This window comes from Streptomyces krungchingensis (assembly GCF_054729265.1).
This window is the reverse complement of record NZ_JBPUKY010000001.1, coordinates 2,232,311-2,252,588: the sequence shown is the minus strand read 5'-3', so window position 1 is coordinate 2,252,588 and position 20,278 is coordinate 2,232,311. Positions and strand designations below refer to the sequence as shown.

Genomic DNA, 20,278 nt, shown 5'->3' with positions numbered 1-20,278 from the left:
CCGTATCGGGGCGCTCAGCGGGGAAACAGCGGACGTCACCCGGTGATTCCCAGCAGCAGTTCCGTGTTGCGGTCACCGGCTCCGCCCGCCCAGCCCTCCTGCACGCCGCCCGCCATGCCCGCGGCGAGGCCGGGCGCGTTGTACGCCAGTTCACGGTAGAGGGAGGCGAGGCCCACCGCCGACAGGTCGTCGAAGCCGGGGGCGGTGCGGTGCGGGGCGGCGGACTCGATGAGCGTGGTGAACAAGGAGATCGTTCCGTCGCCGTTGTCGGCCAGTTCGAAGAGGCGCGCGTGGTGCGGATAGTCCACGTGGGAGGCGGTGTTGACCTCCCAGAAGGAACGCGCCGGCGTCGCGTGCCCGTGCGGGGTGATCCGGTTGACGTGGCTGTGGCCGTTGATCCAGGCCACCACGTTCGGGAACCGGCTCAGCAGGGCGACCACCTCCGCACCGTCGTGGCGCGGCTCGTCGGTGGGGGCGGCGTCCGGACGGCGGGTCATGCCGGCGCTGTGGTGGTGGCTGAACACCAGGATGTGCGCGTCGTCGGACCCGGGCCGACGGACGAGCCGTCCGTCGGCGTCGTACGACCGGGAACTGTGCGCCGCCAGGGTGCGTTCGAGCCAGCGCAGTTGCTCGCTGCCGAGGGAGCCCTCGTAGTGGCCGCCGCGGTACGTCGTGTCGATGCTCACGCCGACGACGTTCTCGGCGATCCGGAAGGTGTAGTACATCCGCTCGCCGTCGAGATGGTCCTCGGTGTACCCGTGGCCGCGGGGACCGGCACCGGTGTGCGCGGGGTCGAGATGCGCCGCCAGGTAGTCGCGCGGGGTGAACGGCCGGCGCCGCTCGTCGGGCGTCACGGTGCGCGCCGAGGCCGCGTGCCTGCGCAGGACCGACGTGAGCACCTCGCTCCGTGGGTCGTCACCGGTGCGCAGCGCCCGCGCGTAGGCGGCGGCGTCCGCGTCCGGGACGGACAGCAGCTTGCGGGAGCCGACGGCGATGTCGTGGAGCGTCGGCGAGAGGCAACCGCCGGGCAGGTCGTCGTGGTTGCCGACCGTGGAGTACCAGGGGACGTGCAGACCGGGACTGGACACCGTCCGGGTGGCGGCCTCGAGGAACCCGGGGACGAGAGGGAGCCCCCGCCGCTTGTCGAGGTCGCGCAGAGCGGCGTCGTCCGGGTGCCAGTAGAGCGGCAGCCCGGAGTTCTGGACGCCTTCGTAGGCCGCGGGATCACCGCTGTTCGGGGTGATCCGGCCGCCGCTCATCAGCGTGAGGAACCACTCCAGCTCGATCACCGAGTTGTTGTCGACGTTGTCGCCCGTCGTCATGACGAACGCGGGCGGCAGCCCCGTGTGCGGCCCTGCCCCGAGGGCGTTCACCTGCTCCACCATCGCCACCGCGCCCGCCACCGTGAGCGCCTCCTGCGGCCGCCACGCGGAGGCCCCGCGCGACCGCAGGAACTCCGTGCGCAGCGGGTTCTGCACATCCGTGAGGTGCAGGTCGGTGAACTGGACGAAGCAGGCCAGTGCCGTACGCCTGTCCTGGCGCCCGGTGCCGGCGGCGGCGAGCTCCGCCCGCACGGTGAGGGGCCAGCCCGGGCCCGGTACGAGCCGCCGGTACGAGCCGGACCCCGCAGCTGCGCCGAGCCGTGCCGTCGTCTCCAGCGTCGTCGTGCCGTAGGGCGCGGGACGACGGACCGCCCGGGTCTGCCGTCCGGCCGGGTCCCGCGGAGCCGGAGCCCGCGTGTCCGGGTGCCCGGGGGCGTCCGTCGTCGCGGGGCGGCGTCGGCCGGGCAGGAACGCCCCGGTCGTCCCGGCGGCTCCGGCGGCGACGGCGGCGCCGGAGGCGAGCAGCAGGCGGCGGCGGTTCAGCGTGGCGGCGGGTTCGGTGCCCGTCATGGGGTCGGCCCTTCGGTCTCCGGCGGTTCTCACGGTCGGCGGCGCCGGTGTCGGCGGTGTCGGCCGTGTCGGGTGCGTGCGGCGCTGCCGCGCGGCCTCCTTGAGCGGAACCACTCATTCAGGTCTCCGGGGCACATGCGTGGCGTCCCCATGAACGCCGTGTGATGCGCCGCCGAAGTCGACGGCAGCCGGAGCGCGAGGCGGTGAGTCCGCCGCGCGGGCCGCCCGGCCGGGTGCCCGGTGCCCGAACGGGGCGATCGTCGGGCCGGGCGATCGCCGAACCGCGCGAGGCCCGACGCCTGACGCGCGCGGCGGCCGACCCCGGTGCGTGGACTCCGGCACGGCCCGCACACGGGTCCGGCGCGCCGGACGGGAATCTTGAAGCGCGAACACCTGTCCGGAATGGGCTCCGTCTCCCTGCGTCCGGCTGCCGGCGCGCCTACGCTCACCTCGTGCTCCGTATCATCGACGCCCGCTCGGGCGAGCCCACCGACGCCGTCCCGGCCCGCCGCAGCCTGGTCCGCGTCCACGCGCGCCCGCCCGGGTTCGACACCACCGGTCTGCGGGTGCTCCTCGTCGCCGACGTCCTCGTCCGCGCTCTGGAGCTCGGCGGGACCCCCGTCTGGGCGACGTCCGGCTCCGTGGCGGACCCGGACGCGCTGCGGGCGAGTGCGGCGGCGCTCGGTATTCGGCCGTTCGAGGACCACCGCGACGCCACGGGCGGCCCCGGCGCCACCCACACCCTCCAGGTCCTCACGCCCGGGAGCGCGGCGACGGACGCCGCGGCGTCCCCCGGCGGGACCGCGGACGATGCGGCCGCCGGTGACGTACGCGTGGGAGTCGCCCCCGTGGAATCCGGCAGCGGGCCCGAGGCCGGACACGGCCTCGGTGCGGGGGCCGGCCCCGGCGCCGACACCGGTGCCCCCGACCCGACCGTCCTGCGCCTCGCCCTGCTCCAGCACCGCAGGGACGACCCGCTGCGCCTGGACGCGGCCGCCCTGGCCGAGGCCGGGGACACGCTGGCGCGCTGGCGCGCCGCGGTCGCCGCCTGGGCGACCCGGCCCTCCCGGCCGGTGCCCGAGGACGTACGGCAGCGACTGCGCGCCGCCTGGGAGGACGACCTGGACGTTCCGGGCGTCCTCGGCGTCCTGCGATGGGTGGAGAAGTCCGACGTACCGGAGGGGGCCCGCTTCGAGACGTACGCCTACGCGGACCGGCTCCTCGGGCTCGAACTCACCAGGGACATCGGAGCGGCCTCGTGACACCGCGTGCGGCCGCCGGGCCGTTGCGGCGGCTCGTGGTCCTGCGGCATGCCAAGTCCGCGTGGCCCGCGGGCGTGCCCGACCACGAGCGGCCGCTCGCGCCGCGCGGCCGTCGTGACGCCCCGGCCGCCGGGCGGGCGCTCGCCGGCGCCGACTGGCTGCCCGACCTCGCGCTGTGCTCCACCGCCGTCCGCGCGCGCCAGACCTGGGAACTGGCCGCCGAGCAGTGGGGCACCCCGCCTCCCGTACGGTTCGACCGGCGCCTGTACGGGGCGGACGCGCCCGAGCTGCTGGCGGCCGTCCGGGAAGTGCCGGAGCGCGTCAGGACGTTGCTGCTGATCGGGCACAACCCGGGACTTGAGGACCTGGTCCTCGACCTGGCCGGGGACAGCCTGGACGACACCCTGGACCAGGTGCGCACGAAGTTCCCGACCTCGGCCGTCGCCGTCCTCGCCTGGCACGGCGGGAGCTGGCAGGAGCTCGCGCCCTCCGTGGCGCTCCTCACCGACGTGACGGTGCCGAGGGGGAAGAAGACGTGACGGCGCCGGGGAGGAAGCCGCGGTCCTGAGCCGTCGGGCGGGGGGCCGGCACGAGCCCCTCGGACGTGACACTGCCGACACCCGGCGCAGCGGCCGCCAAGGGAGGCCGGGCCCGGAGCCGGCAGAGGGCGTGCGGTGCGGGAGGCGGCGTACGGCACGCACGCGTGCAGCGCATACGCTGGCCCGATGCAGGACGAGTACCGCACAGTCGCCCGCGCGGGCGTGCACGAGACCGAGATCAATCGCTCCCGCTTCCTGTGCGCCCTCGCCCCGGCCGCCACCGAGCAGGAGGCACAGGACTTCGTCGCCGCGGTCCGCAAGGAGCACGCCGACGCCACCCACAACTGCTACGCGTACGTGATCGGTGCCGACGCCGCCGTGCAGAAGGCGAGCGACGACGGCGAACCGGGAGGCACCGCCGGCGTCCCCATGCTCCAGATGCTGCTGCGCCGCGACATGCGGTACGTCGTGGCCGTCGTCACCCGCTACTACGGCGGGGTCAAGCTGGGCGCGGGCGGACTCATCAGGGCCTACGGCGGCTCGGTGGGGGAGGCCCTGGACGCGCTCGGGACCATCACCCGCCGCAGGTTCCGGCTCGCCACCGTGACCGTGGACCACCAGCGCGCCGGCAAGATGCAGAACGACCTGCGCTCGGCCGGACGCGACGTCCGCGACGTGCGGTACGGCGAGGTGGTCACCATCGAGATCGGGCTGCCGGACGCCGACGTGGAGGCCTTCCGCGCCTGGCTCGCGGACGCGACGTCCGGGGCGGCCGAACTGGAACTCGGGGGAGAGGCGTACGGGGACGCCTGACGGGCCGAGCGGACACCCACCGCCGATGCGGCGGACGGGGGATACGGGAGTAGCCGCCCGTGATGTCCGACCCGCCCGTTAGTCTCGGGGATCATGAGGCTCCTGCACACTTCCGACTGGCATCTCGGCCGGGCGTTCCACCGGGTGAACATGCTCGGCGCCCAGGCCGAGTTCATCGCCCATCTCGTCACGACCGCGCGCGAGCGCGGCGTCGACGCGGTGGTCGTGTCGGGGGACGTGTACGACCGGGCGGTGCCGCCGCTCGCCGCCGTCGAGCTCTTCGACGACGCGCTGCACCGGCTGGCCGACCTCGGTGTGCCCACGGTGATGATCTCCGGGAACCACGACTCGGCCCGCCGGCTCGGAGTCGGCGCCGGACTCATCGGCCGGGCCGGCATCCACCTGCGGACCGAGCCCTCGGTGTGCGGCACCCCCGTCGTCCTCGCCGACCGGCACGGCGACGTGGCCTTCTACGGCCTGCCGTACCTCGAACCGGCCCTCGTGAAGGACGAGTTCGGGGTGGACAAGCCGGCACACGAGACGGTGCTGGCCGCCGCGATGGAGCGGGTCCGCGCCGACCTCGCCGCCCGCCCGCCCGGCACCCGCTCCGTGGTCATCGCCCACGCCTTCGTCACGGGCGGCGAGCCCAGCGACAGCGAGCGGGACATCACCGTCGGCGGCGTCGCCTCCGTGCCCGCCGGCGTCTTCGACGGCGTCGACTACACCGCGCTCGGGCACCTGCACGGCAGCCAGGCCATCACCGAGCGCGTGCGCTACTCGGGCTCCCCGCTTCCGTACTCCTTCTCGGAGGCCGACCACCGCAAGACCATGTGGCTGGTCGACCTGGGCGCCGACGGCTCCCTCGAAGCGGAGCGCATCGACTGCCCCGTGCCCCGCGCCCTCGCCCGCGTCCGGGGCCGCCTGGACGACCTCCTCGCCGATCCGGAGCTCGCGCGCCACGAGGAGGCGTGGGTCGAGGCGACCCTCACCGACCCGGTCCGCCCGGCCGACCCCATGGCCCGGCTGTCCGAGCGCTTCCCGCACACCCTCAGCCTCGCCTTCGACCCGGAGCGCGCCCCGGAGGAAGCCGACACCTCCTACGCCCGGCGGCTGGCGGGCCGCAGCGAGGAGCAGGTCGCGGAGGACTTCGTGGCCCATGTACGCGGTGCGGGACCCGACGCGCACGAGCAGGCCGTGCTGCGGGACGCCTTCGACGCCGTCCGCGCCGACGAGGCCGTGCGGGAGGTCGCCCGGTGAGACTGCACCGCCTCGACATCACCGCGTTCGGACCCTTCGGCGCACCCCAGACGGTCGACTTCGACGAGCTGTCCGCCGCCGGACTCTTCCTGCTCCACGGACCGACCGGCGCGGGCAAGACCTCCGTCCTGGACTCCGTGTGCTACGCGCTGTACGGCGCGGTGCCGGGCGCCCGCCAGACGGGTCAGGGCCTCGGTCTGCGCAGCGACCACGCGGCACCCGGCACCCGCACCGAGATCCGCCTCGACCTCACCGTCGCCGGACGCCGGCTGGAGATCACCCGGCAGCCGCCCTGGGAGCGGCCCAAGAAGCGCGGCACGGGCACGACCACCGAGAAGGCCCAGAGCTGGCTGCGCGAGTACGACGCGTCGGCGGGCTCCTGGAAGGACCTCAGCCGCTCCCACCAGGAGATCGGTGAGGAGATCACCCAACTGCTCGGCATGAGCCGCGAGCAGTTCTGCCAGGTCGTGCTGCTGCCCCAGGGCGACTTCGCGCGCTTCCTGCGGGCCGACGCCGAGGCCCGCGGAAAGTTGCTCGGCCGCCTCTTCGACACCCACCGCTTCGCCGAGGTCGAGAAGCGCCTCGCCGAGCGGCGCCGCACCACCGAGGCCGAAGTGCGGGCGGGGGACGCCGAGTTGCTGGCCGACGCGCACCGCATGCAGCAGGAGGCCGGGAGCGGCGTCGAGGTCGCCCTGCCCGAGCTGAAGCCCGGCGAACCGGGCCTCGCGGAGTCCGTGCTGACCTGGGCCGCCGTCGCCCGCAGCACCGCCCGCGAGCGCCTCACGATCGCTCACTGCGCACGTACCGCCGCCGAGTCCGCGCACGCCGCCGCGGACCGCGCACTCGACGACGTACGTGAAGTGGACCGGCTCCAGCGCCGGTTCACCGCGGCTCGGGAGCGGGCCACGCGCCTGGAGGAGCGCGCCGACGCCCACCAGGAGGCCCAGGCGCGCATGCAGCGCGCCCGCAAGGCCGAGACGGTGGCTCCGGCGCTCGACCTGCGCGACCTCGCCGGGACCGAGCACCAGCGCGCTGCGGCCGAGGAGGCACGCGCGCGTGCCGGTCTGCCGCAGTCGTTCGCCGACGCCGGGGCGCCCGGACTCGCCACCGCCGCCCGCAAGGCGGCCGAGGAGCTCGGCGGCCTGGAATCCGCCCGCCGGGCCGAACGGCGCCTGGCCGAACTGACCACGGAGCGCGCCTCCTTGGACCGCCAGGAGCGTGCCGACGAGGACGTCCTCCAGGAGGCCGAGGCATGGCTCGCCGCGTGGGAGGACACCCGCGCCGGCATCGAGTCGGACATCGGGACCGCACAGGAGGCGGCGACACGCGCCGAGCAGCTCGCCGTCCAGCGCGAACCGGCCCTCAAGCGGCTCGACGCGGCCCGGCAGAGGGACCAGTTCGCACGCGACACGGACGCCGCGCACGAGCGGGCCCTCGCCGCGCGCGAGCGGGCCACCGAAGCGCGCGCCCACTGGCTCGACCTGAAGGAACAGCGGCTCAAGGGCATCGCCGCGGAACTCGCCGCGGGCCTTGTCGACGGTGAGCCCTGCGCCGTCTGCGGCGGCACCGAACACCCGGCCCCGGCACAGAAGGTCGACGGACACGTCGACCGCGAGACCGAGGAACGGGCCCTCGCCGGATTCCAGAGCGCCGACGAGGAGCGCGCCGAAGCGGAGCGACGGCTCGGCGTCGTGCGCGAGGCGCTGGCCGCCGCGACCGCCGAGGCGGGCGACACCCCCACCGCGCGCCTCGCCCAGGAGACCGAGGAGCTGGAGCACCGGCACGCCGAGGCCCGCTCCGCCGCCTCCGGCCTGCACGCGGCGCGTGAGGCGCGGGAGCAGGCGGAGCGCGAGTACCGGCGGCGGACGGACGCCCAGCAGGAAGCCGCCCGCCGCGTCGCCTCGCGCGCTTCCCTCCGCGAGGCGCTGGACCGCGAGAAGGCCGGTCTCGAAGGGGAGTTGACGCAGGCACGGGGCGACGCGGGCAGCGTGTCCGCGCGCACCGCGCAGCTGGAGCGGCAGGTCGCGCTGCTGACGGAGGCCGCTGACGCCGTCCGCGCAGCCGAGGACACCGCCCAGCGCCTCAAGGAGGCCGACGCCCGGCTCGCCGACGCGGCGTTCCGTGCCGGGTTCGACACCCCACGGGCGGCCGCCGCCGCGCTGCTCGACGACGCCGCCCACCGGGAACTGCAACGCAGGCTCGACGCCTGGCAGTCGGAAGAGGCGGCCGTGCGCGCGGTGCTCGCCGAGGCCGACACGGCGCACGCCGCCCAGCGTCCGCCCGCCGACCTGCCCGCCGCGGAGCGGGCCGCCGAGTCCGCCGCCCGCCGCCTGCGGGACGCGGCCTCCGCACAGGACGCCGCCGCCCGGCGCTGCGCCGGGCTCGACGCGCTGTCCGGGCGCGCCGACAGAGGCGTACGCCGGCTGGCCCCGCTGCGCGAGGAGTACGACCGCGTCGCCCGCATGGCCGGCCTCGCGGCGGGCACGTCGGCGGACAACGAACGCAAGATGCGCCTGGAGTCGTACGTCCTCGCCGCCCGCCTGGAACAGGTGGCCGCCGCGGCGACGGCGCGCCTGCACCGCATGTCCTCCGGGCGCTACACGCTCGTGCACTCCGCCGACCGTGCCGGCCGTGGCCGCAGCGGACTCGGCCTGCACGTCGTCGACGCCTGGACCGGACGCGAGCGGGACACGGCGACGCTGTCCGGCGGCGAGACGTTCTTCGCCTCGCTGGCGCTGGCCCTCGGCCTCGCGGACGTGGTCACCGACGAGGCGGGGGGCGTGCGGCTCGACACCCTCTTCATCGACGAGGGCTTCGGCAGTCTCGACGACCAGACCCTCGACGAGGTCCTCGACGTCCTCGACTCGTTGCGGGAGCGCGATCGCAGCGTCGGCATCGTCAGCCACGTCGCCGATCTGCGGCGGCGGGTGCACGCCCAGCTGGAAGTGGTGAAGGGGAGAACGGGCTCGGTCGTACGACAGAGGGGCGCCGTCGACTGACACGGCGCACCGCAGCCATGTCGTGCGGCGGCCCGCCTGCACCGGCGGACGGCCGGGCGCCGGACGGGCCGGCCCTCGCATGCCGCGCCCCGGACTCCGGGTGTCAGGCGCGCCGGCCGTCGGACGTCACGCGACCCGGCCGCCCGGGGTGGCGGACTCAGTGGCCGAGGGGCCGCCGGGGAAGCGGGGAGGAGTAGACGACGCTGGTCGTCACCGAGCCCAGGGCGCCGATCCTGCCCGACACCTCCTCCAGGTGGCTCATCGAGCGTGCGGCGACCTTGATGACGAAGCAGTCGTCGCCGGTGACGTGATGTGCCTCCAGGATCTCGGGCGTCGCCGCGACGAGGTCGTGGAACGGCTTGTAGTTGCCGTGCGGATACCTGAGCCGGACGAAGGCGAGGATGGGCAGGCCGAGGCTCTCCGGATCGACGACGGCCGCGTAGCCCCGGATGACGCCCGCTTCCTCCAGGCGGCGCACCCGCTCGGTGACCGCGCTCGCGGACATGGAGACGGCGCGGGCGAGCTCGGCGAAAGTCGCCCGCCCCTCCCGCTGGAGGACATCGAGGATGCGCCAGTCGGTGGCGTCCGGGGAATACGCGGTCATGTGCGATGGATAGCAGGCGATTCCCCGGCGGATCAAGAGGGAGGCCGTGGATCGCCACTTCAGGAAGACGATCACCGACCGTAGATTTCTGGTCAGAACGTTCCGCCCGGCCGGGTGCGCAGGAAGCACCGGGGCCGCCGGACGCGCGGAGGGTTCGCGCACCGGCGCCGGCCGGCGGGACCCGGGAGGGAAGGCCAGACCATGACCGCGACCGCCACCACCGCCGCGACCGCTGCCGCCACCGGCACCCCCAGCACCGCCGGCACCGTGACGACGACGCCGTCCGACGCGGACACCGCGACCGCGGACACCGCGACCGCGGGGGCCACGACGGCCGGGACCGCGACCGCCGGGACCGCGACCGCCGCGACCACGACCGGGTCGGCGGGCGCGAACCCCGTCCTGCGGGTCGCGCCCGCGTCCCCGGCCGCGGCCGCCGCCTACTTCGGCGCGAGCCTCGCCTTCCACGCCGACGTGTCCGACGTCGCCGCCGCCCTGGCCGACGGCGGCGACCCCGGCTTCGTCGTCCTCGACTCCCGTTCCACCGAGTCGTGGGACCAGGGCCACATCCCCGGCGCCGTCCATCTGCCCACCGCGCTCATCCCCGAACAGGCCGGGCAGATCCTCGACAAGTCGGTTCCGGTCGTGACCTACTGCTGGGGCCCCGGCTGCAACGGCGCCACCCGCGCGGCTCTCGCCCTCGCCCAACTCGGCTTCCAGGTCAAGGAGATGCTCGGCGGCTTCGAGTACTGGGCCCGCGAGGGCTTCGAGTTCGAGACCTGGGAGGGCCGGGAGCGACGCGCCGCGGACCCGCTGACCGCACCCGTCGGCACGGACGACTGCGGCTGCTGACCCGCTCGTATCGGACAGGGTGGGGGACACCGAACACCCCCGCGGTCCCGGGCGTGTAGCTTCTGCGCATGGCCAGATACGCGGACCCAGGTGCGGTCGATTGGGTGGAGTCGGGCGGCGGACCCCTCATAGCGATCCCGGAGGTCGTGCTGCCGTTCTGGTCGGGGGCGGACGGCGACGACATGTCCTCCGACTACGACCGGGCATGTGACGTGGAAGGGTTCATCGGCCTCGTGCCGGTCGGGGACACCAGGGCCCTCGTCCTCGGCGACCAGCCCGCCTCCACGGCATACCTCCCCGAGTACGGCACCTTCGTACGGTGGTGCGCCGCCGAGTCCGAGCAGGAGCTCCTCTCCGGCGTACCCGCCGCGCTGGCCGGCGCCGCCTGGGAGCCGGAGGTGCAGTGGAAGGTGCCGGGGCCGGTGGTCCTCTTCGACGCGGCCTGGCCCGGCACCGCCTCGGAGCGCACCGACCATGTGCGGGTCGCGCTCGAACCCGGCCGGTACGCGGTGCGCGCCGCGTACGCTGAGCCGGGCCCCGAGACCTGGCTCGGCCTCGTGCAGCTGCGCCGGCTGACGAACTGAGCGGCCGGGCGGGTACCGGTCCCGGCCGCTCAGCACGCGCGGCTCAGAGCCGGGACAGCTCGTCCACCAGGTCGTCCAGGCCCAGCGAACCCTGCGACAGGGCCGCCATGTGCCAGGCCTTCGCGTCGAACGCGTCGCCGTGACGCTTCCTCGCGTTCTCCCGGCCCAGCAGCCACGCACGCTCGCCGAGCTTGTAGCCGATGGCCTGGCCGGGGATGGTGAGGTAGCGGGTCAGCTCGCTCTCCACGAAGTCGGCCGGGCGGCTGCTGTGCGCGTCGAAGAAATCCTGCGCCAGGTCCGGGGTCCACCGCTCGCCGGGGTGGAAGGGCGAGTCGGCCGGGATCTCCAGCTCCAGGTGCATGCCGATGTCGACGATGACCCGGGCGGCGCGCATCATCTGCGCGTCGAGGTACCCGAGCCGCTGCTCGGCGTCGGTGAGGAAGCCCAGCTCGTCCATCAGCCGTTCCGCGTAGAGCGCCCAGCCCTCGCAGTTGGCGCTGACCTGTCCGACGGTGGCCTGGTAGCGGGAGAGGTCGTCGACCACGTACACCCACTGGGCGAGCTGGAGGTGATGGCCGGGCACCCCCTCGTGGTACCAGGTCGAGACCAGGTCGTAGACGGGGAAGCGGGTCTGCCCCATGGTCGGCAGCCACGTCCGTCCGGGGCGCGAGAAGTCCTGCGACGGCGCGGTGTAGTACGGTGCCGCGGCGCCACCGGGCGGTGCGATGCGGGACTCCACCTTCCGTACCGGCTCGGCGAGTTCGAAGTGCGTGCCGTCCAGGGCCTCGATCGCCTCGTCCATGAGGCCCTGGAGCCAGGTCCGCACCTCGTCGACGCCTTCGATGTGCCTGCCGTGCTCGTCGAGATGGGCGAGCGCCACCCAGGGGGTCGCGGCGCCGGGCAGGATCTTCTCGGCCTCGGACTTCATCTCCCCGAGCAGCCGGTGGTACTCGGCCCAGCCGTAGGCGTACGCCTCGTCCAGGTCGAGGTCCGTGCCGTTGAAGTAGCGAGCCAGCCGGGCGTACCGCTCACGGCCCACCGTGTCGGGCGCGCCCTCGATCGTGGGGGCGTACACGTCGCGCATCCAGTCCCGCAGCGCGACGATCGCCTCGGTGGCGCCGCGAGCGGCCGTGTCGAGCTCCTCCCGCAGCGCGTCCGGGCCCGCCGACGCGAAGTCCTCGAACCAGCCGAGGCCCTGCCCGTCGGTGTCCGACCACTCGGTGAGCTGCCCGATGAAGGTCTCCGTCGGGCGCGGGCCCGCGTACAGCTTGCGGTCCAGGCCGAGCGCGAGGGACTCGCGGTAGCCCGCCAGGGCGGCCGGCACGGCACGCAGCCGCTCGGCGATGACCGCCCAGTCCTCCTCCGTGTCGGCCGGCGTCAGGGTGAAGACCTCGCGCATGCCGTGCGGCGCCGTGTGCAGATTGCCGACCGCGCGCAGGCCCTCGCCGGCGTCGTGGACGGCGAGTTGGGCGGTGAGCCGCTCGCGCAGCAGCCGGGCGCACCGGCGCTCCATGTCACTGTCCGCCCCGGGCAGCCGCTCGGCGTCGTCGAGCCGTGCGAGCGTCGCCCGTGCGAGCTCCGCGACCGCCTCCTGGCCGGCGGGCGAGGTGTCGGGGAGCTTGCCGTGACTCTCCTTCACACCGAGGTACGTTCCGAGGACCGGGTCGAGGGCGATGAGTTCGTCGACATAGGTGTCGGCGACCTCGCGGGGCAGCGGGCTCTTCGTCTGTGACATGCGGACATCCTCATATGAGGACGGGCATCGCGTCAGCCCGGTATCCGGCTCTTGTGCCGGATCAGCCGGCCCCCGCCGCCGGCCTGGCAGGCTGCTCGGGCACCGGCGCCCTGCCGGACCTCACGGACGGTTCCGCGGACGGCTGGCCCGGATGCGCGTCCCGGCGGGGAGGCAGCAGCGGACCGCAGTCCCACTGCTGGAAGATCAACCGGGTCTCGACCCGCGCCACTTCGCGCTGCGAGGTGAACTCGTCGAGCACCAGGCGCTGCAGATCCGCCATGTCCGCCACCGCGACATGGACGAGATAGTCGTCGGGACCGGTGAGATGGAAGACGGTGCGGGACTCCGGAAGCGCTCTGATCCGGTCCACGAAGGGCCCCACCAGCTCCCGTCGATGCGGTCTGACCTGCACGGACAGCAACGCTTCGAGGCCCCTGCCCAGCTTCGCCGGGTCCAGCCGCAGCTGATGGCCGAGAATCACCCCCGCACGGCGCAGCCGGGTCACCCGGTCCAGGCACGTCGAGGGCGCGACACCGACCTGGGCGGCGAGGTCGCGGTACGTCGTCCGGGCGTCGTTCTGCAACAGCCGCAGCAGATGAAGATCCACCGGATCGAGTACGACGGAATCGGCCATGGCGCGAACGTAACACGGGATCTGGCGCTCACGGCCCGTTCGGTGTTCAGGCTTCGCCGCATGGACTCCGTTGTGTACGACGCATATGACGCATATGGCGCTCGCGATGCCCAGGACAACCTGAACGGAACCCGTCAGGTGTCCGCCGCACCCCTGGTCCGGGCACTCGCCACCGAGGCCGTGCACGCCGGGCGGGACGATCTCGCCGCCCAGGGACTTCACGCCGCGCCGATCGATCTGTCGACGACCTACCCCTCGTACGACAGCCGGGGCGAGGCCGCCCGCATCGACGCGTTCGCCGCGGACGGCGCCGAACCGGACGGCCCGCCCGTCTACGCACGGCTCGGCAATCCGACCGTCGCCCGTTTCGAGACCGCGCTCGCCCGGCTCGAAGGCACCGAGAGCGCGGTCGCCTTCGCCAGTGGCATGGCCGCGCTGAGCGCCGTCCTGCTGGTCAGGAACGCCATGGGTCTGCGGCACGTCGTCGCCGTACGCCCGCTGTACGGATGCAGCGACCACCTGCTCACGGCGGGCCTGCTGGGCAGCGAGGTCACCTGGGTCGACCCGGCGGGCATCGCCGACGCCCTGCGTCCGGACACCGGTCTGGTGATGGTCGAGTCGCCGGCCAACCCGACGCTCGCCGAAGTGGACCTCAGGGCCGTCGCGCACGCCTGTGGCACCGTGCCGTTGCTCGCGGACAACACGTTCGCCACCCCCGTGCTGCAGCGCCCCGCCGAACACGGCGCGCGCCTGATCCTGCACAGCGCGACCAAGTACCTCGGCGGACACGGCGACGTGATGGCCGGCGTGGTGGCCTGCGACGAGGAGTTCGCCCGACGGCTGCGCCAGGTGAGGTTCGCGACCGGTGGTGTCCTGCACCCGCTGGCCGGATATCTGCTGCTGCGCGGCCTGTCCACGCTTCCCGTACGGGTGCGGGCCGCGTCCTCGAACGCCGCCGAACTCGCCCGGCGCCTCGCCGCCGATCCGCGCGTCGCCCGCGTCCACTACCCGCGCATCGGAGGCGCCATGATCGCGTTCGAGGTCCACGGGGACCCGCACGACGTGATCGCCGGGGTCCGTCTGGTCACCCCGGCCGTGAGCCTCGGCAGCGTGGACAGCCTGATCCAGCACCCGGCCTCGATCAGCCACCGCATCGTGCCCGAGCAGGACCGCCACGACGCCGGCGTCAGCGACCGGCTGCTGCGCATGTCGGTCGGTCTGGAGGACGTCGACGACCTCTGGGCCGACCTCGACTCGGCGTTGGGGAACGCGGTGCCCGTGGCCCAGGGGAGCGGCGCGCCAGGGGTGGGAGCGGGGGAGGGGCCGGGCCGGTCCGAGTGACGTCGGACGCCCGGCTCGACCTCGCCGTCCGGACCCACGGGGGGCCGGACGGCGAGGTGTCCGCAAGGGGCGCGGTCAGTCGCGCGCGACGCGCTCCCCGCGCTGCTCCCCGCCCTGCGGCAGCCGCGCCGGGCCGGCCGGCTCCAGGCGGGCCGTGATGACCAGGGTGCCCTCCTCGATCTGGTAGTCGAGGGGGAGACCGAGGCCGCGCATGGCGGCGACCATGCCGGTGTTGGAGGCCTGCGTCACGACGTACACGCTCTCGCAGCCGGCCTCGACGGCCATGGCCACCAGCCGGCCGAGCAGCTCGCTGCCGATGCCGCGCCGCTGCCAGTCGTCCTCGACGAGGAGAGCGATCTCCGTCTCGTCACCGTCCCAGAGGAGGTGTCCGAGCCCGACGATGCGGCCCGACGCCGTCTGCACGGCCAGGGTGCGACCGAAACGCGGGCTGAGCAGGTGGCTGAGGTAGCGGTCCGCGTCGCCCACCGGGCCGTGGTAGCGCATGTTCAGCGTCCGCGGGGAGCAGCGCTCGTGCATCGCCTTGGCCGCCTCGACGTCGGACCCGTCGGCCCGTCGCACGGTGATGGCGTTGCCCTCGGGCAGCGTCAGCACGTCCTGGCTGCGCGGAATCCGCGGACCGAGCCGCGCGTCCAGCTCCACCAGCGCCCGCGCCCGCGCGAACTCGGTCGGCGTGAACGGCAGGTACGGCCGCTCCACCGTGATCACACCGCCCTCCGGGGCCCGCAGCCGCATGACGGTGTCCTCCAGCGCACCCTCGACGGGCGCCCCCTCCTCCACCCGTCCGGAGACCGGCGACTTGCCGGGCAGCGACCGGATGGTGCAGCGGCCGAGCAACTGCCGCAGAGCGAGGGGGAGTTCGGCGGCGTCGAGTGCTGTGCGAGTGGCCAGGCCGAGGACCCGGGTCGGAGCGTCCACCAGGTCGTGGGCGTCGGCGCGCTCGATCCACGTCCCGGCGCCGCCCGCCCGGGACACGGCCCGGGTGATCTCGGCGGCGTCCAGGTCCGCGGGGGCGCGCAGCAGGAACTCGTCCACCGTGCCCTTCGCCAGCGGATGCGTCTGCAGGCTCAGGATGTCGACGCGCTGCCCGGCCAGTGCCGTGCACAGCGCCGCCAGCGAACCCGGCGCGTCCTGCACCGTCGTACGCATCCGCCACAGCACGGTCTCCCCGGCGGTGGCCTGCGGGGCCGCGGTGGGCTCCTCGGATCGCCCGGCCCGTCGCCCGTGGGCGCCGCGCCGGGCGCCGGTATCGTCCGCCGGCGGGGCGTGGCCGTGGCGTCGTGCCCACCAGATGTGGAAGCCGGCCGTGGCGACCAGGATCATCGCCGAGATCACGAGCAGGGCGGGGCCGTCGGGCCCGTGCCCGATCAGGTTGGCGACGGCGTCGGCGACCGCCACCGCCGTGAACAGGGCCGCGAGTTCGACGACGTCCCGCCGCCAGTGGTGTATGGGGCGACCGTGCTTCGCACGGGTCACATGAGACATGTCAGGAGTCATACAGTCACTGTGAAGGAACGGTGTTGCGTGATCACGAACGCTTTGTGACTGATCGGTTAAGTGTCGTTCTGCCCCTTTTGCAGTTCTTTTTAAGGGTCCTTTGCCCGGACCGGACCGCTCGTGTTCCGCACTGGTCACGCGTCCCGTCGGAGGCGGTGCGTCCCTCGCGGGTCATGCCACCGACGGGCCGGTCCTACGTCAGGCGGCTGCCTCCCGCGTCAGCGCGATCCGTAGGCGGCGGGCCTGGGTGACCAGCCGCGACGAGCCGCGCCGCCCGGCGGCCCGGGCGAGATGTGCCAGATCGCCGCGTGCCCCCGACCGCTCGGCGCAGTCCGCGGCGACCGCCAGCAGGTCCCCGAGCCCGCGGGTGGCGCTGCCGCCCGTACCGTCCGTCGCGAGGTCGGCCAGCAGGATCGGCAGCACGTCACGGAGCACCGACCACACCGTGGCGTACGCGCCGGTCGCCGCCGCGGTACGTATGGACTCGGCGAGCCGCAGCGGCTTCACACAACCGCGGCGCACCAACTGGCCGAGATCGACGCCGAGCCGCTCCGCGTCGAGCTGGCCGCGCGCCGCCAGCACCAGCAGGGCGTCCACGGCGCACAGCCGGTCCTCCGGGTCGCGTGCCGCCAGCCCGTACGCCACGCACAGGTGCAGGGCCTCGCCCGCCTCGCCGTCGGCCTCGGCGAGCAGGGGCAGGATCGCGGCCTCCTTCCGGCTGTCGTCCACGGCGGACGCGGCGAGGTCGCCGAGCACGCGGGCCGCCACCATCTCCCGGCGGCCGGGCAGCACCGCCGACCAGTGCTGCCGCTCCGCCCGGTCCCAGTGCGGGCAGTACGTGCGGTTCTTGAAGACGGACTGCGGACGTCCCAGCCGCCGGAACTCCGGTGGGAACTGCCCCTGTATCTCGTCGAGTTCGCCCATCTCCAGCAGGATGCGGGCGCCTGCGGTCCGACGACGGCTCAGCGGGAGACGCGGGCCCTGCGCGGTGAGCCACTGGGCCAGCCGGTACCCCTCGGGTGTGCCGAGCGCCCGTGCCCGTGCCGCCGCGGCCACCGGCGCCCCGTCGCCGTCCCGCCGGACACGCAGCAGCGCCTGGGCGAAGTCCGCCGCTCCCGGCCGGGCGTCGAGCCGCCGGTACTCGGCCAGGCGTGCCACCAGTTCGTCCGGCTCCAGCAGCCCCGTCGACCAGCTGGGAGTGGCCAGCAGGAACGGCAGCGGATCGGTACGGATCCGATGGGCCACCTCCCACAGACGCGCGTCGAAGGCGCGGGACAGGGCGCGGTGCGGGCAGTCGCCCCTGTCCGACCTCTGCTGCACCGCCGCGTGGAGCGTGGCCGTCCGCACCCGCCCGAGCAGCGCCGCGAGGACGACCTCCAAGCCGTAGGGCGACTCCCGGAAGTACCGGTCCACATGCGTGTCGGAGACGTCGGCGTCCAGCCACCAGCGCCGCGCGACAGCGGGGCGCAGGGCCTCCAGCACCGCCTCCCGGTCGTCGTGGGCATGCCGGACCAGACCGTCCAGCGCGCGCTCGAACGTGGCGACGTCGCCGCCCGACGCCAGCAGGGCACCGACCTCCTCGGCCACCTCCACCGCCGATCCCGGAGCCGGCGCGAGCCGTGAGCGCTCCGGCACGGGCGGCAGCACCTCCGCGTGGACCACCGGCGTGGAATCCACCACACCGGCGCCCAGCAGCCGCTCCGCCCGGGCGCGCGGCCCGGGACTCAACTCCGCCGCCAGCTCGGCGATCCGCTCACGGGCATCGTCCGCACCGTCGAGCCGGGCGAAGTGCCGCTCCACGAGCTTGAGCGCCCGCTCCTGCACCTCCGTGTCCTGGTGCCCGAACGCCTGCGCCACCGCCGGCAGGAGGTCGGGCGCACTCGACGGATCGCGCTTGAGCACCTTGCCCAACAGGATGAGCTGGGCCCGCACGAGCTTCTTCTCCGGCCTGAACAGCACCCCCGCGGTCATTTCGGCGAGCTGCCGGAGCGCCGGCTCGCCGTCCAGGACGAGGGAAGCCAGTACGGACTGGGCGTGCCAAGCCACCGGCGACGCCGCGTCGCAGGCCAGTGCCGTCCAGTCCGCCGACCGCTCCCGCTCCTCGTCGCGTGTCAGGTCGAGGCAGGTCAGCAGGCGCAGGAACAGCCGCTGGTCGGCGGCCGCGCCACCGCGCAGCAGCCTGGCGACGCAGGCGTCCACCATCACCTTGCGGTCGAGGGCGCCTTCCCTGGTGAGCCGCGCGAGTGCGCTGTACCAGCTGTCCGGACCGTCACCGAACAGCCGGCCGACCCGGCCGGTCACCTCCAGGGAGTCGAAGAGGGCGGCGACCATGACCGGCAGGTGCGGCTCCCGGCGGAGGCGCTCGACCACGGTGTCCCCGTGGTGCCACGCGCTCCCGATGTGCTCGAACCAGCCCGTCACATGGGCGTCGGTCGTCGGCATCTCGCAGCCCGACAGCCGTACCAGGCCCGCCGTCAACGCGTACGGCACCCGGGAGGTGACCGGCCGCTGCGCGAGCCGGTGAGCCACGTCGCCGAGCCATTCGGGCTCACGGTCCCCCAGGACGTGCAGGAGCACGCCGGGGGAGGCCTGGGACCAGCGCATGTCGGCCGCCGCGATCCAGCTGGCCGCCGCCGCGGCGCCCGTGTGACATGCCGCGCCGGCCGCGTGCAGGGCGGGATAGGCCTTGCGGGACGGGGCGCTCCACGGAGCACCCCGCAACTCCTTGCGCAGTTCCTTCAACGCGGGCAGGCACGCCCGCCGTTCGGCATCCGTCATACCGTCCAGGAGGCCGGTGACCTCGATCGTCTGCCCCGCCCGTACCGCTGTGACCAGTGCCTCGCGACTCATCGCACACCCCCGTCGACCCGCGTCTCCCGCTGCCCCGTCGCGCTTCCCCGCCGCACCATGCGCACCGCCAGCGCGTGTTTGCACGGTCCGCGTCCTCCCCGGTACCTGGCCCACCACAAGCAGGAGCAGCTCAGCGTCCCCGCGTCGTCGCGCACCCGGTGGACATGGCCGTCCTCGGCAGTCACCGTGCCGAGCGTGCCGTCCAGGGCGACCGCACCCGCGGCGACCAGGGCCCGGGCCGACCGCAGCCTCGGATTGTGGCGCTCCACCCGCTCGGCGTCGTAAGGCAGTTCGCGGTGGAAGTACGCCGCCTCCGCGGTGTCGTACCCCACGCGGCCCGAGGTGCCGAGGCGGACCAGCGCGGCGCGTACCCGCTCGGCCGGCAGGCCGGATGCGGCGGCCAGGTCTCCGACGTCGACGCGCGGCTCCCAGGCCAGCAGCACGGCGATCAACTCCGCGTCCTCGGCGGCCGCGTCGGTCGCGAGGGCGTCCAGCACCCCGCCTTCCCCGGAGAACCCGCGAGCGGAGTCGGGTGACAGCGTCAGCGTCAGCCGCATCCCCGGCAGGACGGCCTCCCAGGCCGCGGCGGTGGCGTCGCCGGTCACCGGAGGGCCGTACACCCGCAGCGCCGTCGCGTGGCGCAGCACCCGCTGGAGGGCGATCAGGCGCTCCGGGCCGGGCAGGCACACCGCCCCGGGCACCGGGCGGGTCGTGGGCCGCAGGCCGCGCCCCGCCGGCACCACCCACTGGGCTCCACGCGAAGCGCCGCGCGGCAGCGAGCGCAGGAAACGCACCGCCTCGGCCGCCGGCAGCTCGGCCCGCAGGTCGAAACCGGCCGCTGTCACCTGGGCCTCGGCGAACCCCCGCAACCAGCGGTCCGGCAGCGGCACCTTCTTCTCGACGACGGGGCCGTCCAGCGTGGTCACCGTCATGTCGTCGGGGCCGACCCGCAGGTGCAGCGGATCGTCCGTGCCGATACGGGAAAGCGCCTCACGCAGCGGGTTGTTGACGTCGACATTGGTCGTGCCGTGGCCCACCTCGCCGCCGTCGAGACCCGGCGTCAGGACGTCCAGGCGCGCATACACGCCGCCGCAGCCGGAGAAGGACTCGAAGCGGAGCCGGTCGCCGTTGCCCGTGACCACCGGGTCCAAAGACGCGCTCAGCTGCCGCTGGTGGTAGCGGGCGGCGGCGACGTCGGCCACCGCCAGCAGCCCGGCCGCGGCGACCTGAGGGGAGGTCAGGAAGCCCGCGAAGAAGCGCGGGTGGGCCTGGATTCCCGCGGGCGTCGCGCCCCGCGAGGTCTCAAGTCCCAGCCGCTGTCCGCCCGGTGCGGACTCCAGCGCGGAGGGTCGGGTGTAGGCCACGGCCTGGAAAGATCGCGTCATGGAAAAACCGTAGAGG

Annotated in this window: 15 protein-coding genes; 8 read left to right on the top strand and 7 right to left on the bottom strand. The window is 74.4% G+C overall.

Translation table 11 applies throughout. The features are described from left to right. Positions 1–35 precede the first annotated feature (35 nt). Positions 36–1,892, bottom strand: coding sequence for a TIGR03767 family metallophosphoesterase (locus ACSYGO_RS10075; RefSeq protein ID WP_460386519.1), 1,857 nt, complete (start codon positions 1,890–1,892; stop codon positions 36–38). 452 nt (positions 1,893–2,344) lie between these two features. Between ACSYGO_RS10075 and ACSYGO_RS10070 the strand changes: the two genes are divergently transcribed. The 5 genes from ACSYGO_RS10070 to ACSYGO_RS10050 all read left to right on the top strand — a co-directional run bounded on the left by ACSYGO_RS10070 (position 2,345) and on the right by ACSYGO_RS10050 (position 8,762). After that, entirely contained in the window at positions 2,345–3,154 is an 810-nt protein-coding gene (locus ACSYGO_RS10070) for a hypothetical protein (RefSeq protein WP_426678768.1), read from the top strand. Continuing rightward, entirely contained in the window at positions 3,151–3,693 is a 543-nt protein-coding gene (locus ACSYGO_RS10065) for a SixA phosphatase family protein (protein ID WP_426678767.1), read from the top strand. The genes ACSYGO_RS10070 and ACSYGO_RS10065 overlap by 4 nt, the downstream gene beginning before the upstream one ends. A gap of 186 nt (positions 3,694–3,879) precedes the next feature. After that, positions 3,880–4,506 (top strand): YigZ family protein, encoded by a 627-nt coding sequence (locus tag ACSYGO_RS10060; protein WP_426678766.1) that lies wholly within the window; start codon positions 3,880–3,882, stop codon positions 4,504–4,506. A gap of 93 nt (positions 4,507–4,599) precedes the next feature. Next, complete coding sequence (locus ACSYGO_RS10055; RefSeq protein WP_460386518.1) at positions 4,600–5,763, top strand: exonuclease SbcCD subunit D; 1,164 nt, start codon at positions 4,600–4,602, stop codon at positions 5,761–5,763. After that, positions 5,760–8,762, top strand: a complete 3,003-nt coding sequence (locus ACSYGO_RS10050) for an AAA family ATPase (RefSeq protein ID WP_460386517.1) — start codon at positions 5,760–5,762, stop codon at positions 8,760–8,762. The genes ACSYGO_RS10055 and ACSYGO_RS10050 overlap by 4 nt, the downstream gene beginning before the upstream one ends. 157 nt (positions 8,763–8,919) lie before the next feature. Here ACSYGO_RS10050 and ACSYGO_RS10045 read toward each other — a convergent pair whose 3' ends face one another. Continuing rightward, positions 8,920–9,366, bottom strand: coding sequence for an Lrp/AsnC family transcriptional regulator (locus tag ACSYGO_RS10045; protein ID WP_460386516.1), 447 nt, complete (start codon positions 9,364–9,366; stop codon positions 8,920–8,922). 402 nt (positions 9,367–9,768) lie between these two features. Here ACSYGO_RS10045 and ACSYGO_RS10040 point away from each other — a divergent pair, with 402 nt between their 5' ends. Further along, on the top strand, positions 9,769–10,218 hold the full coding sequence (locus ACSYGO_RS10040) for a rhodanese-like domain-containing protein (protein ID WP_426678837.1): 450 nt from the start codon (positions 9,769–9,771) through the stop codon (positions 10,216–10,218). A 68-nt stretch (positions 10,219–10,286) separates the two neighbouring features. Further along, positions 10,287–10,802: an immunity 21 family protein gene (locus tag ACSYGO_RS10035; RefSeq protein WP_426678763.1), complete on the top strand. Its 516-nt coding sequence runs from the start codon at positions 10,287–10,289 to the stop codon at positions 10,800–10,802. 43 nt (positions 10,803–10,845) lie between these two features. Here ACSYGO_RS10035 and ACSYGO_RS10030 read toward each other — a convergent pair whose 3' ends face one another. Together ACSYGO_RS10030 and ACSYGO_RS10025 are read right to left on the bottom strand one after the other, a co-directional pair. Next, positions 10,846–12,537, bottom strand: a complete 1,692-nt coding sequence (locus tag ACSYGO_RS10030; protein ID WP_460386515.1) for a DUF885 domain-containing protein — start codon at positions 12,535–12,537, stop codon at positions 10,846–10,848. Between the two features lie 61 nt (positions 12,538–12,598). Further along, a complete protein-coding gene (locus ACSYGO_RS10025) occupies positions 12,599–13,171 on the bottom strand; it encodes an Lrp/AsnC family transcriptional regulator (RefSeq protein WP_426678761.1) in 573 nt (190 codons plus the stop codon). Positions 13,172–13,231: 60 nt separating this feature from the next. On the opposite strand from ACSYGO_RS10025, the gene ACSYGO_RS10020 reads away from it, so the two are divergent. Further along, positions 13,232–14,512 (top strand): trans-sulfuration enzyme family protein, encoded by a 1,281-nt coding sequence (locus ACSYGO_RS10020; RefSeq protein WP_460386513.1) that lies wholly within the window; start codon positions 13,232–13,234, stop codon positions 14,510–14,512. A 75-nt stretch (positions 14,513–14,587) separates the two neighbouring features. Here ACSYGO_RS10020 and ACSYGO_RS10015 read toward each other — a convergent pair whose 3' ends face one another. From ACSYGO_RS10015 to ACSYGO_RS10005, 3 genes are all read right to left on the bottom strand, one after another. Then, positions 14,588–16,027, bottom strand: coding sequence for a GNAT family N-acetyltransferase (locus ACSYGO_RS10015; protein WP_460386512.1), 1,440 nt, complete (start codon positions 16,025–16,027; stop codon positions 14,588–14,590). A gap of 198 nt (positions 16,028–16,225) precedes the next feature. Continuing rightward, positions 16,226–18,877 carry a DUF7824 domain-containing protein gene (locus ACSYGO_RS10010; protein WP_460386511.1) on the bottom strand — a complete coding sequence of 884 codons (2,652 nt, stop codon included), beginning with the start codon at positions 18,875–18,877 and terminating at the stop codon, positions 16,226–16,228. Continuing rightward, positions 18,874–20,262, bottom strand: coding sequence for an SWIM zinc finger family protein (locus ACSYGO_RS10005; RefSeq protein WP_460386510.1), 1,389 nt, complete (start codon positions 20,260–20,262; stop codon positions 18,874–18,876). The genes ACSYGO_RS10010 and ACSYGO_RS10005 overlap by 4 nt, the downstream gene beginning before the upstream one ends. Between the last annotated feature and the right edge of the window lie 16 nt (positions 20,263–20,278).